Annotated in this window: 10 protein-coding genes; 4 read left to right on the top strand and 6 right to left on the bottom strand. The window is 70.3% G+C overall.

The annotated features are described in order from the left end of the window. Window positions 1-85 precede the first annotated feature (85 nt). The 3 genes from BN39_RS05220 to BN39_RS05230 all read left to right on the top strand — a co-directional run bounded on the left by BN39_RS05220 (window position 86) and on the right by BN39_RS05230 (window position 2,867). Window positions 86-1,771, top strand: a complete 1,686-nt coding sequence (locus BN39_RS05220; protein WP_019201306.1) for a phosphoenolpyruvate--protein phosphotransferase — start codon at window positions 86-88, stop codon at window positions 1,769-1,771. A gap of 77 nt (window positions 1,772-1,848) precedes the next feature. Beyond that, on the top strand, window positions 1,849-2,217 hold the full coding sequence (locus tag BN39_RS05225) for a VOC family protein (RefSeq protein WP_019201307.1): 369 nt from the start codon (window positions 1,849-1,851) through the stop codon (window positions 2,215-2,217). 113 nt (window positions 2,218-2,330) lie between these two features. Further along, entirely contained in the window at window positions 2,331-2,867 is a 537-nt protein-coding gene (locus BN39_RS05230; protein WP_019201308.1) for a YceI family protein, read from the top strand. A gap of 22 nt (window positions 2,868-2,889) precedes the next feature. Here BN39_RS05230 and BN39_RS05235 read toward each other — a convergent pair whose 3' ends face one another. The 3 genes from BN39_RS05235 to BN39_RS05245 form a co-directional block, all read right to left on the bottom strand. Further along, window positions 2,890-3,819, bottom strand: coding sequence for a CoA ester lyase (locus BN39_RS05235; RefSeq protein WP_019201309.1), 930 nt, complete (start codon window positions 3,817-3,819; stop codon window positions 2,890-2,892). A gap of 121 nt (window positions 3,820-3,940) precedes the next feature. Then, a complete protein-coding gene (locus BN39_RS05240) occupies window positions 3,941-4,903 on the bottom strand; it encodes an alpha/beta hydrolase family protein (RefSeq protein ID WP_081585926.1) in 963 nt (320 codons plus the stop codon). A 298-nt stretch (window positions 4,904-5,201) separates the two neighbouring features. Next, window positions 5,202-6,179: an alpha/beta hydrolase family protein gene (locus BN39_RS05245; protein ID WP_040765895.1), complete on the bottom strand. Its 978-nt coding sequence runs from the start codon at window positions 6,177-6,179 to the stop codon at window positions 5,202-5,204. 358 nt (window positions 6,180-6,537) lie between these two features. Here BN39_RS05245 and BN39_RS05250 point away from each other — a divergent pair, with 358 nt between their 5' ends. Continuing rightward, a complete protein-coding gene (locus tag BN39_RS05250; protein WP_040766634.1) occupies window positions 6,538-7,026 on the top strand; it encodes a GAF domain-containing protein in 489 nt (162 codons plus the stop codon). On the opposite strand, the gene BN39_RS05255 is transcribed toward BN39_RS05250, so the two are convergent. The 3 genes from BN39_RS05255 to pks13 are packed head-to-tail and all read right to left on the bottom strand — an operon-like array spanning window position 7,023 to window position 15,099. Beyond that, entirely contained in the window at window positions 7,023-8,372 is a 1,350-nt protein-coding gene (locus BN39_RS05255; RefSeq protein ID WP_019201313.1) for an FAD-binding oxidoreductase, read from the bottom strand. The two genes, BN39_RS05250 and BN39_RS05255, sit on opposite strands and share 4 nt — an antisense overlap. After that, window positions 8,373-9,947 (bottom strand): acyl-CoA carboxylase subunit beta, encoded by a 1,575-nt coding sequence (locus tag BN39_RS05260; protein ID WP_081585927.1) that lies wholly within the window; start codon window positions 9,945-9,947, stop codon window positions 8,373-8,375. A gap of 19 nt (window positions 9,948-9,966) precedes the next feature. Beyond that, window positions 9,967-15,099 (bottom strand): polyketide synthase Pks13, encoded by a 5,133-nt coding sequence (gene pks13 / locus BN39_RS05265; protein ID WP_040766637.1) that lies wholly within the window; start codon window positions 15,097-15,099, stop codon window positions 9,967-9,969. Between the last annotated feature and the right edge of the window lie 75 nt (window positions 15,100-15,174).

The raw sequence follows: 15,174 nt of genomic DNA on the forward strand, positions 1-15,174 counted from the left end.
GGATTTCTGTGGTTTTCCATTTGCTTTTTCTGTTTTTACGCCTGTTTGTGTTGACAAGTCAAGCAGATTTCGTAATCTGGGTCACATGAGTTCGCAGCAGAGCACCGCGTCCGGCAATCGCGTCCTCGTCGGCACCCCCGTCGTGCCCGGCGTCGCCTACGCCCCCGTCATGTGGCCCGGCGACCGGCCGGAGCTGCCCCCCGCCGGCCCCGAGTTGCCGGAGGACGCCCGGGACGCGGAGGCCGACCGGTTCTCCCGGGCGGCCCTGGCCGTCGCGGGCCGGCTGCGCGACCGCGCATCCCAGGCCACCGGCGCCGCCTCCGAGGTGCTGGCGACCACCGCCGGCCTCGCCACGGACAAGGCCTGGCTCGGCACCACCGAGAAACTGATCCGCGGCGGCTCCCCCGCCACCAACGCCGTCGCCGCGGCCACGGACCAGTTCGCCGACATGTTCACCAAGCTCGGCGGGCTCATGGCCGAGCGGGTCACCGACCTGCGCGATGTGCGCGACCGGATCCTCGCGGAGCTGCTCGGCACCCCCGAACCGGGGGTGCCCGCACCGTCGGAGCCCGCGATCCTGCTGGCCGACGACCTGGCCCCGGCCGACACCGCCGGCCTCGACCCCGCGCTCATCGTGGGCATCGGCACCCGCCTCGGCGGGCCCACCAGTCACACCGCGATCATCGCGCGGCAGCTGGGGATCCCCTGCATCGTGGGGCTCGCCGAGGCCGGCGCCGTGGACGCCGGGACCCCCGTGCTCATCGACGGCGGCGAGGGCACGATCACCGTCGAGCCGCCCGCCGCGGAGGCGCGCACCCGGGTCGAGGAGTCCGCCCGCCGCGCCGCCGAGATCGCCCGGTGGCGCGGCCCCGGGCACACGTCCGACGGTGCGCCCGTGGCGATCCTGTCCAACGTGCAGGACGGCGCGAGCGCTCGTACCGCGGCGGAACGACCCGTCGAGGGCGTGGGCCTGTTCCGCACCGAGCTCGCGTTCCTGGACCGGGCCGAGGAGCCGTCGGTCGACGAGCAGGCCGCGCTGTACCGGGAGGTGGTCGACGCGTTCCCGGGCGGCAAGGTGGTGATCCGCACGCTGGACGCGGGCTCCGACAAGCCGCTGAAGTTCGTCGACCACGCGCACGAGGAGAATCCGGCACTGGGCGTGCGCGGCATCCGCATCGCCGAGGGCGACCCGGGCCTGCTCGACCGGCAGCTGGACGCGATCGCCGCCGCGGCGGACGGGGCCGCCGCCGCGCCGTGGGTCATGGCGCCGATGATCGCCACCGCCGCCGAGGCGCGCGCGTTCGCCGCGAAGGCGCGCTCGCGCGGGCTCGTCGCCGGCGTCATGGTGGAGGTGCCGGCCGTGGCGCTGTGCGCCGACGCGGTGCTCGCGGAGGTCGACTTCGTCTCCCTCGGCACGAACGACCTCACCCAGTACGCGATGGCCGCCGACCGGATGAGCTCGGAGCTCGCCTCCCTCACCGACCCGTGGCAGCCCGCGGTGCTACGGCTGATCAAGCTGACGGCGGAGGCCGGCACCGCCGCGGGGAAGCCCGTGGGCGTGTGCGGCGAGGCCGCCGCCGATCCGCTGCTGGCGTGCGTGCTGGTGGGCCTGGGCGTGACCTCGCTGTCCTGCGCCGCGGGCGCGGCCGCGGCGGTGGGCGCCCGGGTGGCCGGGGTGACGCTGCAGCAGTGCCGCTGGGCCGCCGAGGCGGCGGTGGGCGCCGCCGATCCCGCGGGGGCGCGGGAGGCGGCGCGCGCGGCATTGGCCTGAAACCCGTCGGCCCCCGGTGCTACACCTGAGGGCATCGCGGGCGCATCGGGCGCCCGGCCTCACGGCGAGGAGCCGACATGATCGACCACTTCGGGATCAACTGCGCTGACCTGGATGCCGCGAAGCGGTTCTACGACGGGGTGCTGGCCGTGCTCGGCTCGCGCCGGCTCATGGACTTCGACGTGGCCGTCGGCTACGGCACCGAGCAGCCGGTGTTCTGGATCTCGGGCGCGGCCGAGGGCGCGTCGAACCGCGAGGCGCACATCGCCTTCGCCGCACCTGACACCGCGACCGTGGACGAGTTCCACCGCGTCGCGCTCGAACTGGGCGCGGAGTCCCTGCACGCACCCCGCCTGTGGCCCGAATACCACCCCGGCTACTACGGCGCGTTCGTGCGCGACGCCGACGGCAACAACGTGGAGGCGGTGTTCCACGGGGCCGCGTAGAACCGGTCATCGGGGGATCTTCGGGGCGGGTTCGCGGCACCCGGAATACATCGGACCGCAGTCCGGTTATGCTGGGTGAGTCTTGAGAGTTCAACCAACGAAGGAGCATCCTCATGAGCAACGTCCTCCCCGCCGGCACCTACGTCGTCGACCCGGTCCACTCGTCCGTCGAGTTCTCCGTGCGCCACCTCATGGTGAGCAAGGTCAAGGGCCGGTTCGACGAGTTCGGCGGCACGATCACGGTCGCCGAGGACGGCACCGCGTCGCTGTCCGCGGAGGTCGACGTGACCTCGGTGAACACCCGCAACGAGCAGCGCGACGCGCACATCCGCACCGCCGACTTCTTCGACGCCGAGAACCACCCGAAGGCCACGTTCGTCTCGACGGGCGTCGCGGCGAAGGGTTCGGACTACGTGCTCTCCGGCGAGCTGACGCTGCGCGGCGTGACCAAGCCGGTGGAGTTCGCCCTCGAGTTCCTCGGCACCAACCCGGGCATGGGCCAGGGCGAGGTGGCCGCGTTCGAGGCCAAGACCGTGATCACCCGGCAGGACTTCGGCATCACCATCGACATGCCGCTCGAGACCGGCGGCAAGGTGATCGGCGACAAGATCACCCTGACCCTGGACATCGAGGCGCTCCGCCAGTCCTGATCCCGTGGGCCGCGGTCGCGGCCTAGTAGTGGAAGGTGTCCGACGGTGCGGTGGCGTGCTCGCCGTCGAGGCCGTCGGCCACCTCGATCCCGTAGGCGCGCGCCAGGTCCAGGATCTTGGTGCCGCGCGCGATGCGGGGCAGGTCCGAGCCGTTGCGGATCTCTCCCCCGTCGCGGTCGAACTCGGCGAAGAACTCACGCGCCCAGCGGATGTCCTCCGGCGAGGGGCTCAGGCCCTCGTTGACGGGGTGGCACTGCTCGGGGGTGAGGCAGATCTTGCCGGTCATGCCGAACTCGGAGGAGACGGCGGTGGCCTCGCTGAGCAGCAGGCCCTTGGAGCCCACCGTCGGGCCGTCGATCGCGCCCGGCAGGTGGGCCGCCTTCGCGGCGATCGTGAACCGCGAGCGGGCGTAGGCCAGCGTGGCCGGCTCCGCGCCGAACCCGGTGTCGCGACGGAAGTCGCCGATGCCGAAGGCGAGGCGGAAGGTGCCCTTCGCGGAGGCGATCTCGCTGATCCGCTCCAGGCCGCGGGCGGTCTCCACCAGCGCCACGATGAGGGTGTCGGGGAGCCGCTTGGCGGTCTCGGTGACGTGATCCATCGACTCGACCATCGCCAGCATCACGCCGCCCAGGTTCCTGGTGCCGCGCAGCGCCTCGAGGTCCTCGGCCCACCACTGGGTGCCGAACCCGTTGACGCGCACCCAGCCCTCGTTGGGCGCACCGTCGGCGTCGCCGTTCAGCCACTCGACCACGTTCGCGCGGGCCGTTGCCTTGTCCTTGGGCGCCACGGCGTCCTCGATGTCGAACACCACGATGTCGGCCCGCGATCGCGCCGCGGCGGCGAACCGCTCGGGCTGAGCGGCGTTCACCAGCAGCCAGCTCCGCGCGAGCACGGGGTCGATGCGGAAACCGACGGGCTCGTCGGTCTCGGGCGTGGGTGTCGGCGGGGCCATGGTCTGCAACCTCGGGTTTCTCGTGTGGGCTCGGCAACACAGTACCGACATGCGCGAAGGCCCCGGGCGGGTGCCCGGGGCCTTCGTCGTGACTCGCGTCAGATCACTGGGATCGGACTGATCAGCCGAGCCAGCCGGTGCGCTGCATCTGCCACACCTGATCGCTCCAGTAGCCCCACGTGTGGGTGCCCACCGACGAGAAGTCGTAGTGGCCCTTGACGCCGGCCTTGTCGGCGGCGGCCTTAAAGGCCTCCGACTGCGACTTGGCCAGGATCTCCAGCGGCACGCCCTGGACGATGTCCGCGGGGCTGGGGTTCGGGGTGTACTTGCCGGGCTCACCGGTCGAAGCGGTGACCCACACCGGGATGCCCTTCAGGCGCGGGGCCTGAACAGTCGGGTCGTTCTTCGCCCAGTTGGCGTCGAGCGGGCCGCCCCACATGTCGAGGACGTTGTAGCCGCCCGCGTCGAGCATCGAGACGCCCACGGCGACGGGCATGCCCGGGGCCGAGGTGTTCAGGAAGCCGGAGAGGGCCGCGGCGCGCTTGTAGACGCCCGGGTTGTTCGCGGCGTTGATGAGGGCGGCGCCGCCACCCATCGAGATGCCGACGAGCGAGAGGTTGTCGGAGAAACCACGCGACTTGATGTACGACGGCAGGCTGGTGGCAAGGAAGTTGCCCCAGGTGGCCTTGTAGGTGCCGTTGCCGTGGCGCGAGGTGTTCGCCCAGTTGGTGTAGAAGCTCGCGGTGCCGCCGACCGGCATCACGACGTTCACGCCCTTCTGCGACAGGAAGGCGACGTTGGAGTCGCGCTCCCAGCCGGAGACGTCCTGCGTCGCGCGCAGGCCGTCGAGCAGCACCACGGTGGGCGCCTTCTTCGGATCGGTGGTGGTCGAGGCCCAGGAGCGGACCAGGACGTCCGGCATACCGGCGCCGTTGACCTTCTCGGACTTGAAACCCTTGGGCGGGTTCTTCGCCGACCCCGGACCCCAAGCACCGGCGACACCGGCACCCATGCCGGCGAGGGCGGGAACCATGGCGGCGGTGAGAACCGCCGCGCCCGCTCGCTTACCCCAGGCTGCTCGCATTGCTGACCTCTCTATTTTCACGCGTATCCGCGCATTCGCTTGTGGACCGGACGGAGGGTGAAACCTCACCCACTCAAGTCACAGCTGTCACTCTAACATCAGTTGTCACACATGTCACACGTTTCACATGCGAACCACGGGCGACACCGTCCCTGGATCTCATCGAAATCACAGGGTAAGGCGTTACCGACTCTCCCGGTTTCCTCAGAAAAGTCGTCTGCACCACAATACGACAAAGGGCCTCGTTCTTCCGAACGAGGCCACTTGTCGTGAGCAATTCGTCAGGCGCCGCGACGGGTTACTTCGAGAACCAACCCGTGCGCTGCATCTGCCAAACCTGATCCTGCCAGTAGCCCCAGGTGTGGGTGCCGGCCGGCGGGAAGTCGTAATGCACGTTCTTCAGGCCCGCGCGCTTGGCGGCGCCCTCGAACGACCGCGCCTGCGACAGCGCCAGCCACTCGAGCGGCACGCCCTGGATCACGTCGGCGGGGCCGGGGTTCGGGGTGTACTTGCCGAACACGCCGTTACCGGCCGAGATCCACAGCGGGATGTTGCGCAGGCGGTTGATCTGCACCGTCGGGTCGTTCTTGGCCCAGCGCGAGTCCAGCGGGCCGCCCCACATGTCGAGGCCGGCGTTGTAGCCGCTCGAATCGAGCGAGGCGATGCCGACGGCGATCGGGATGCCGGGGGCCGAGATGTTGTTCAGGCCCGAGAGCGACGCGGCGCGCTTGTAGTAGCCGTTCGACTCGAGGGCGTTGATGATCGCGCCGCTGCCGGACATCGAGAGGCCGACCAGCGAGACGTTGTCGCTGAAGCCGAGGCTCTTGATGTACTGCGGGAGGCTGTTCTTCAGGAACGACGCCCAGGTGTAGCGGTACGGCTGGCGGTTGGTCGACGACGGGGCCTGCCAGTCGGTCATCCAGCTCGAGGTGCCGCCGACGGGCATGACGACGTTGATGCCCTTCTGCGACAGGAAGGCGACGTTCGCGTCGCGCTCCCAGCCGGAGACGTCCCAGGTGGCGCGCAGGCCGTCGAGCAGGACGACGGTCGGGGCCTTCTTGGGGTCGGTGGTGGTCGAGGCCCAGGTGCGGACCTTGACGTTCGGCATGCCGGCGCCGTTGACGAAGGCCTGCTTGAAGCCCTTCGGCGGGTTCTTCGCCGAACCCGGACCCCACGCGTTCGCCGCACCCGTGCCGGCGATCGTCAGGGCCGGAATGGCAGCCACGGTGATCGCGGCGGCGGTGGCCTTCGTGGCCCAGCCGTTGCGCATACGCATTCGAGACTCTCTTCCTCGTTGTCGCCCTGCGGGGCGTCCGTACCGTCCTCGACGGGCCTCGGTCGGCCGCGCGGCTACCACAGGGTGAGGTCCTGGGCCACCGCCGAAGACGGAGCAGTGCTCGTCAGGCACTGTATGCGAGAACCCAGTTCCTGACAAACTCTTAGTCGGCGGTTGGGACACGAACGTTACGTACGCCTTTGAACTTGATCCTTCCCCGCAGGTCACCGAGGTACGCGGGGTGATTTTTCCACCTGAATCACCCTGCGACGGAACCCGTCACTTTCTCAGGTTCCGCCCAGAATCACCGCCGTCCCAGGGGCGCCGCCCGGGTCCGTCACGACGTAGCGTGGTGGGCGTGTCGTTCTCCCTCCCCGAACTCCCGGACTCCCCCGCCGAGCGCTACGCCGAACTCGCCGACTACGCCCGCGCCCTGGTCGCGGGCGAACCCGACCGCATCGCCAACGCCGCGAACCTCTCCGCGCTGGTGAAGGCGACGGTGCCCGACCTCAACTGGGTGGGCTTCTACTTCTACGACGGGACCGAGCTCGTGGTCGGCCCCTTCCAGGGCCTGCCCGCATGCATCCGGATCCCCCTCGACCGCGGGGTCTGCGGCGCCGCCGCCCGGACCCGCGAGACCCAGCGGGTGGACGACGTGCACGCCGTCGCCGACCACATCGCGTGCGACGGGGCGACCAACTCCGAGCTGGTGGTCCCCCTGATCGGCCGCTCGGGCGAGCTCATCGGCGTGTTCGACCTGGACAGCGAGAGCACCGGCCGCTTCTCCGACGAGGACCGCCGCGGCCTCGAGGCCGTCGCAGCCGTGTTCGTGGACTCGCTGGGCTAGAAGCCGCGGCCGGGGTTGAGGAGGTTCTTCGGGTCCCAGACGGCCTTGATCCCGCGGTGCAGGTCGAGCACGTCCTCGGAGAGCTCGTCGCCGACCCAGCGCGCCTTGAGGACGCCCACGCCGTGCTCGCCGGTGAGGGTTCCGCCCAGGTCGAGGGCGGCCTGGAAGACCTCGTCGGCCGCGTCCCACACCGCCTGCGGCACCTCGGTGAGCTCGCGCGGGTAGATCAGGGTCGGATGCAGGTTGCCGTCGCCGGCGTGCGCGCAGGTGGGGATCCGCACGTCGTGCTTCGCGGCGATCTCCTCGATCCGCGCGAACATCTCCGGCAGCTTCGACCGCGGCACGCCCACGTCCTCGGAGAACATGTTGCCCGCGTGCTCGTAGGCGTGGAAAGCGGCGCGCCGGACAGCCAGCAGCTCCGCGGCCTCGGCCGGATCGTCCGAGACCACCACGTAGTGGGCGCCGGCCGCGTCGAACTCGCGGGCCAGCACGGCCGCGTCCTCCGGCGTGGTGCCCTGGCCGATGAGCATCGCCCGGGTCTCCTCCTCGAGACCGAACGGGCGCAGGTCCTCGACGCACTCCAGGGTGCCGCGGTCCATGAGCTCCATGAGCGCCGGCACCACGCCGGTACGGACCACCGCGGCCACCGCCGACGCGGCGCTCACCACGTCCGGGTAGGCCGCCGCCACCGTGGTGGGCGGGATCGGCGGGGCCGGCTTGAGCTTGACGGTGACCTCGGTGACGATGCCGAGCGTGCCCTCGCTGCCACACAGCAGCTGGGTCAGGTCGTAGCCGGTGACGCCCTTGACGGTGCGCCGCCCCGTCGTGATGATCCGCCCGTCCGGCAGGACGACGGTGAGCCCGAGGACGTATTCGCGGGTGACGCCGTGCATCACGCACCGCAGGCCGCCCGCGTTGGTGGCCACGTTCCCGCCGATCGAGCAGATCTCGAACGACGACGGGTCGGGCGGATACATCAGGCCGTGCTCGCGCGCCGCCGCGTCCAGGTCGGCGTTGATCACGCCCGCCTCGGCGATCGCGTACTGATCGGCGACGCTGATCTCCTTGATCGCCGTCATCCGGCCGAGGGAGATGACCACGCAGCCGTCGATGGCGGCCGCGCCGCCCGCCAGGCCGGTGCCGGCGCCGCGGGGCACCATCACCACGTCGTTCACATAGCACCACGTCGCGACCGCGGCGACGTCCTCCGTGGTCTCGGCGAGCACCACCGCGAGCGGCACGCCGCCGTAGACGGGCGAGCAGCGGTCCGTCGCATACGCCGCCGTGACATCGGGGTCGGTCAGCACCGCCCCGGTGATCTGCGGAAAGCCCTCCGGGAGAGCCATTTACATCGGCATGAGGTAGGTGCGGCGGGGCACGCGCTGAAGCTCCTTGTCCTGCAGCTGGCGCAGGCACTTGCGGATCAGCAGGCGCGTGTCCTTCGGCTCGATCACGCCGTCGATGTAGCCGCGCTCGGCGGCCAGCCACGGCGTGGCCATGAACTGGTTGTAGAAGTCGACGAACGCCTGCCGGATGGCCGGGCCGTTCTCGCCGGCCTCCTCGATCTCGCGGCGCTTGATGATGGCCGCGGCGCCCTCGGCGCCCATCACGGCCAGGCGCGCCGTCGGCCACGCGAACACGAAGTCGGCGCCCAACTGCTTCGACCCCATCACGGCCCACGCGCCGCCGTACGACTTGCGCAGGATGATGGTGACCTTGGGGACGGCCGCCTCGACGTAGCTGAATATGAACTTGCCCGACCGGCGGATGGTGCCGATCTTCTCCTCCTCGACGCCCGGCAGGATGCCCGGCACGTCGACCAGGAACACCAGCGGGATGTTGAAGGAGTTGCACAGGCGCACGAACCGCGCGGCCTTCTCCGACGCCTGGGTGTCCAGGGTTCCCGCCATGTGCATCGGCTGGTTGGCCACGACGCCCACGGGCTGGCCGTCCGACCGCGCGAAGCCGGTCACGATGTTCGGCGCCCACAGCTCGGCGTACTCCAGGAAGTCGCCGTCGTCGAAGACGCGCAGGATCACGTCGTGGATGTCGTAGCCCGCGTTGTCGGCGTCCGGGATGATCGACTCGAGGTCGAGGTCCGACTCCGTGACCTCGGGCTCGATGCCCGGGTTGACCAGCGGCGGGCGCTGGTGGATCGAGTCCGGCATGAAGGACAGGTAGCGCTTGACCCAGTCGAACGCGGCCTTCTCGTCGGCGGCGATGTGGTGCAGGTTTCCCCACTGCGCCTGCTTGATCGCGCCGCCCAGGTCCTCCGCGGAGGTCATCTCGCCGGTGGTCGGCCGGATCACCTCGGGGCCCGTGACGAACATGTAGGTGTTGTCCTGCACGCCCACGAGCACATCGGTGTTGGCGGGCGCGTAGACGGCGCCGCCCACGCAGGTGCCGAGGATCATCGAGATCTGCGGGACCTGGCCGCACAGGCCGTCCTGGTGCCGCCCGAGCTCTGCGTACCACGCGATCGACGTGGCCGCGTCCTGGATGCGGGCGCCGCCCGAATCGTTGATGCCCACGACGGGCAGGCCGGCGGTCGCGGCGAAGTCGTAGAGCTTCACCATCTTCCGGCCGAACATCTCGCCGACGGTGCCGGCGCCCACCGTCTGATCGTGGCTGAACGCCGCGACCTTCCGGCCGTTGACGGTGCCGTAGCCGATGACCACGCCGTCCTTGATCTTGGCGTCGCCCGGCGACTTGGCCAGCTGGTCCAGCTCGACGAAGGTGCCCTCGTCGAACAGCATGTTCATCCGCTGCCGGGCGCTGGGCAGGCCCTTCGCGTCACGACGGGCCCTGGCCCGCTCGCTGCCGGGATCCGACGCCGCCTCGAGGCGACGGTGCAGGTCCGCGAGCTTGCCCGCGGTGGTGCTGAGGTCCACCTGGTCCGATACGTCCGTCACGTCTGTCACCCTATCCCTTCGCCTCGAACTACTCGGCGCCGTCCGCGGCGTTCAGCTCGGACGCCATGTGCTGCGCGATCCTGCCGATGTACGGCTCGTCGATGAGCTGCAGGTGATCGCCGCCGATCTTGACGATCCGCAGGTCCTCGACGACCGGGGCCCAGCCGCCGTCCGGCGCGATGTCCGCGAAGTTCGGCTCCAGCTCGATCGCCCCGTCGTGCATCTTGTCGGCGCGGTACAGCGTGACCGTGCCGTCGAAGTGCCCGTAGTCGGCGGGGTTCACCTTGAGCAGCGCGCGGTTGTCGATGAACGACGTGCGCTGGTGCTCGATCATCGAGGTGGGCACCTTCTTGTCGGACAGCTGCACCAGCTCCATGATGATCCGGAACTGGCCCTCGTCGTCCGCGGCCACCAGGCGGTCCATCGGCAGCTCGACCTCGTCGCCGATGTCGTAGTTCTTGCGCGCGAACTTCTCCCAGCGCTCCAGGCGGGCCTTCTTCTCGTCCGGCTCGTCGGTGAGCGGCACCGTGGGCGCCACCACGTCCAGCAGGCCGATGTACTCCACCTTCTCGCCGGCGTCGTCGAGGCCGCGCGCCACGCCGTAGGCGAAGGCGCCGCCCAGGCTCCAGCCCGCGACCCGGTACGGGCCCTCCGGCTGGACCTCACGGATCTTCGGCAGGTACTCGCGCACCCGCTCCTCGATCTCGCCCTCCACGCGCTCGATGCCGTAGATCGGCAGGTCCTCCGGCAGCTTCCGGAGCAGCGCCTCGTAGGCCATGGTGTTGCCGCCCGCGGGGTGGAACAGGAAGAGCGGCTTGCGCGTCGAGCCCTCGGGGTTGCGCAGGGTGCGCACGAAGCCGTCCACCGGGGTGGCCGCGTCCATCACGGCGCCCACGTAGGTGGCCATCTGCTCGATGTTCGTCGAGTCGATGACGTCCTCGATGTCGATCTCGCCGCCGGCCCGCTCCGAGAGGCGCGCGGTGAGCTTCTCCGCCACGTCCTCCGACAGCACCTCGAGCTCGTTGAACACGCCGCCCGGCGACTTCCCGACCACGATCGCGTAGGTCGCGAAGGTGAGGCGCTCCGCCGCGTCGCGCGGGGGCACCCCGTCGCCCACGGCCTCGGCGACGGCGGCGCCGTCGAGAAGGTCGGGGCCGTCGGCGGTCTCGGGCTCGGTGGTCTCGGGCTCGGTGGTCTCCGCCTCCGTCTTCGGGCCCGACGGTGCCTCGGCCGGGGCCGCCGCCTTCGCCGCGGCCTCCTCCTTGGCGGCCTTCATCATCTCGGCGAGCTGGCCGGCGTCGGCCATCTCGCCCGTGCCGGTCTGGTGCTCGGCCAGTGCGTCCACCTGATCGCGGTGCTCGACCGCGTACTCGACGAACTGCACCACGTCGTTGAAGGACGCGTCGCGCACCGCCTGGATCTGGATCGGCGGGATGTCGAACTCGTACTCGGCGCGGTTCTTGATGCGCATCGCGATGAGCGAGTCCATGCCCAGGTCGATCAGCGGGATCTCCTTGGGCAGGTCCTCGATCTCGAAGCCCATGGTCTCCGCGATGATCACGCCGAGCCGATGCTCCACGGTCTCACCGGAATCCGGCGACCAGATCTCCGCCGCACCCTCGGGGGCCGGGGCCTCGGTCTCGTCCGAGACGGTGATCTCGGGCTCGGCCTCCAGATCGTCCGGGGCCGCGGCCGCGGCGGCGGCCGCCGGTGCCGCCGCCCTGGTGATGCTCGGCTCCGCGGCGGTGCCGGCGGCCTCGCCGCCCACGACGACCGCGTCGAGCAGGAGGCGGAATCCGCTGCCGGCGCCACGGTTCTCGTGCACCTGGATCGACGCGCCGCCCGGGTGCGGGGTGAGCGTGGTGGTCAGGGTGAGCCCGTCCTTCGGCTCGCCGTGCTCCACCGCCGCGGTGACGGCGGCACCGTCGAGCACCTGGCCGGCGGCGAGCCGCGCGAGCTCCACGAGGGAGATCTCGGTCTGATCGCCCAGGGTGAGCGCGCCCGCGTCGAGCTGCCACACGTGCCGGCCGTCCGGCAGCGCGACGTGCCCGCCGGGGACCACGCCCGAGCCGCCGTCGGGCAGCTTCGTCTGGATCCAGATGTGCTTGCGCTGGAAGCGGGTCCGCGGGATCGGCGCGTACCGGCCGGGGCCGAACAGCGACGCGACGTCCACGTCGTGGCCGCGGGCGAACACGGTGGCGAGCGCGGTCATGACGGTGCCCTGCTCGTCCTCCTTGCGCTTGAGCGTCTGCACCAGCGCGGCGTCCTGGATGCCGGAGCCGAAGGTGACCGCGGCCACGGAGATCAGGGTGATCGGGTTCGGCGAGAACTCGATGAACGTGCGGTAGCCGGCCTCGACGGCCTTCTCCACGGCCTGGGTGAACCACACGCTGTGCCGCAGGCCCTTGATCCAGTAGTCCACGTCGTGCACCGGCGCGTGCCCGGCCTTGTAGAACTCCTCCTTGTTCACGGTGGAGTACATGGGGTACTGCAGGGGGTGCGGCTCGATGCCCATGAGCTCGGCCTGCAGCTCGCCCAGCAGCGGGTCCATCTGCGAGGTGTGGGATGCGCCGCGGGTCACCAGCTTCCGGGCCATCAGGCCCTTCGCCTCGGTCTCCTCGACGATCTGGTCGATCACCTTGCCGGGGCCGCCGAGCACGGTGTGCGTGGGCGCGGCGTAGACGCAGATCTCCAGGCCCTCGTAGTCGCCGAGCACCGTCTCGATGTCGTCGGCGCTGTACTCGACGAGCGCCATGAAGCGCTCCATCTCCTCGGGCAGCATCGCCTCGCCCTCGCCCATGAGGCGCGAGCGGTTGCAGATGACGCGCACGGCGTCCTCCAGCGACAGGCCGCCGGTGAGCCACGCCGCGGTGGCCTCGCCCATCGAATGCGGAAGCACCACACCGGGTTCGATGCCGTGGTGCCGGAACAGTCCCACGAGCGCCACCTGGATGGCGAAGATGCCCACCTGGCCGGTCTCGATGTGGAAGGTCTGGGCGTCGTCGGTGATCATATCGGCGTAGTCGTCGCCCGACTCGTCGATGATCAGCTCGTTGACCTCGTCGAAGTAGTGCTTGAACACCGGGTTCTCGAGGTAGAGCTGCTTGGCCATCTTGCGGTGGTGGCTGCCGAAGCCGGAGAAGATGAACGCCGGGCCGACCCCGTCGGGCTGGTTGGCGGAGATGACGTTCGGCGCGTTCTTGCCGTCCGCGATGGCGCGGAAGCCCTTGATCGCCTCGTCGAGGTCCTTGGCCAGCACCACCGAGCGGACGCGGCCGTGGTTGCGCGAGGCGAGGCTGCGGCCGATCTCGGCGAGCGTGTACTCCTTCGCCTCGTCGGACTCGAGCCACTCGACCAGTTCCTGGGCGGCGGCCCGGCGGCGGGACGGGACGTAGGCCGTGAGCACCAGTGGGACGGCGACACCCTCGACGGTCGCGGCGTAGAACTCCGGGACCGCCTTCGACGAACCCTCTTCCGCCCCTTCGGTCTCGCCCTCGACGACCTCGGGCGCGACGTACTCCTTGATCACGACGTGGGCGTTGGTGCCGCCGAAGCCGTTACCGGTGACGCCGGCCAGCTTGGCGCCGGAGTACTGGGGCCACTCCGTGTTCCGCGCCGCCATGAGCAGGCGGTTCGCTTCGAACTGGATGTACGGGTTCGGGCCGGCGAAGTGCAGCGACGCCGGGATCTGCCCGTGCTCCATGCCGAGCAGCACCTTGGCGACGCCGGCGATGCCCGCGGCGGCCTCCATGTGCCCGAAGTTGGTCTTGGCCGAGCCCAGTAGCAGCGGCTTCTCGGCCTCGCGGCCGCGGCCCAGCACGCGGCCGATCGCGTCGGCCTCGAGCGGGTCGCCCAGGATGGTACCGGTGCCGTGCGCCTCCAGGTAGTCGACGGTGCGCGGGTCGATGCCCGCGTCCACGTAGGCGTCGCGCAGGTTGGTCACCTGCGCCTCCGGGTTCGGCGCGAAGATGCCGTTGGACTTGCCGTCGGAGGTGACGGCCGAGCCGGCCAGCACGCCCAGGATCCGGTCCCCGTCGCGCTCGGCGTCGGCGAGGCGCTTGAGCAGCACGACCGCGCCGCCCTCGGCGCGGATCATGCCGTTCGCGTCCGAGCTGAAGGCCTTGATCTTGCCGTCGGGCGCCTGCGCGCCGATGGTGTCGAAGCCGAGCGTCGCGGCCGGGACGATGAGCATGTTCACGCCGCCGGCGACGGCCATGTCGGTCTCGCCGTCGCGGAGGCTCCGGATGGCCTGGTGCATCGCGACCAGCGAGGAGCTGCAGGCCGTGTCGATCGTGACCGACGGGCCGTGGAAGTCGTAGAAGTACGAGACCCGGTTCGCGACGATCGACGACGACGTGCCGGTCAGCGCGTACGGGTTGGCCTTCGTCGGGTCCGCGACGGCCAGCATCTGGTAGTCGTTGGCGGAGCTGCCGAGCCACACGCCGGTGCGGGTGCCCTTCACCGAGCTGGCCGGGATGTGCGCGTGCTCGAGGGCCTCCCAGGTGAGCTCCATGGCGAGGCGCTGCTGCGGGTCGACCATCTCGACCTCGCGCGGCGTCATCTGGAAGAACTCGGCGTCGAACGAGGCCACGTCGTCGAGGTACCCGCCGAACACGTTCGCGTCGTCGAGCACCTTCTTCAGGCGCGGGTCCTGCTTGAACTCGAGCCAGCGGTCCTCCGGGAGGTCCCGCGTACCGTCGCCGTTCCCGATGAGGAACTCCCACGTGGACTCGGGCGTCTCCCCGGCCTGCGGGAAGCGGGTCGCCAGGCCGATCACCGCGACGTCGTGCACACCGCGGTTCGCCTCGAACTCCTCGCCGCGGTCGTACAGCGCCGCCTCGGCCGCGAGGTCGTCGTCGGAGACCACCGGGTCGCCGTCGATGATGCGCTGGCTGAGCAGCGCGATCGTCGGGTGCTGGAAGGCGACGGTGGCGGTCAGCTGCACGCCGGTGAAGTCCTCGATGTCGGAGGCCATCGAGACGGCGTCGCGCGAGCCGAGGCCGAACTCGTCCAGCGACTTGTCGTCGGTGATGTTCTCCAGCGGCTGCTTGGTCGCGTCCGCGATCCACTGCCGCATCCACGCGCGCAGTTCCTCCAGCGAGAGGTCCTCGCGGGCCTTTCCGGTGGGGCCTTCGGGGGCCGTGTAATCGTTCTCAGCCATGGTCTTGTGGATCACCCTTCGCAGTCGAACCCGGGGGTACGCGGGAGCGCGGAGATTTCAGTTGTGGTCGAACGC

Source organism: Tsukamurella sp. 1534 (genome assembly GCF_000312385.1).
GTDB lineage: Bacteria > Actinomycetota > Actinomycetes > Mycobacteriales > Mycobacteriaceae > Tsukamurella.

Coding starts and splice junctions, on each gene's coding strand:
- BN39_RS05235 (WP_019201309.1), bottom strand. CDS start 3,819: ATGGCCCCGCCGACACCCACGCCCGAGACCGACGAGCCCGTCGGTTTC.
- BN39_RS05225 (WP_019201307.1), top strand. CDS start 1,849: ATGATCGACCACTTCGGGATCAACTGCGCTGACCTGGATGCCGCGAAG.
- BN39_RS05240 (WP_081585926.1), bottom strand. CDS start 4,903: ATGCGAGCAGCCTGGGGTAAGCGAGCGGGCGCGGCGGTTCTCACCGCC.
- BN39_RS05245 (WP_040765895.1), bottom strand. CDS start 6,179: ATGCGTATGCGCAACGGCTGGGCCACGAAGGCCACCGCCGCCGCGATC.
- pks13 (WP_040766637.1), bottom strand. CDS start 15,099: ATGGCTGAGAACGATTACACGGCCCCCGAAGGCCCCACCGGAAAGGCC.
- BN39_RS05255 (WP_019201313.1), bottom strand. CDS start 8,372: ATGGCTCTCCCGGAGGGCTTTCCGCAGATCACCGGGGCGGTGCTGACC.
- BN39_RS05230 (WP_019201308.1), top strand. CDS start 2,331: ATGAGCAACGTCCTCCCCGCCGGCACCTACGTCGTCGACCCGGTCCAC.
- BN39_RS05220 (WP_019201306.1), top strand. CDS start 86: ATGAGTTCGCAGCAGAGCACCGCGTCCGGCAATCGCGTCCTCGTCGGC.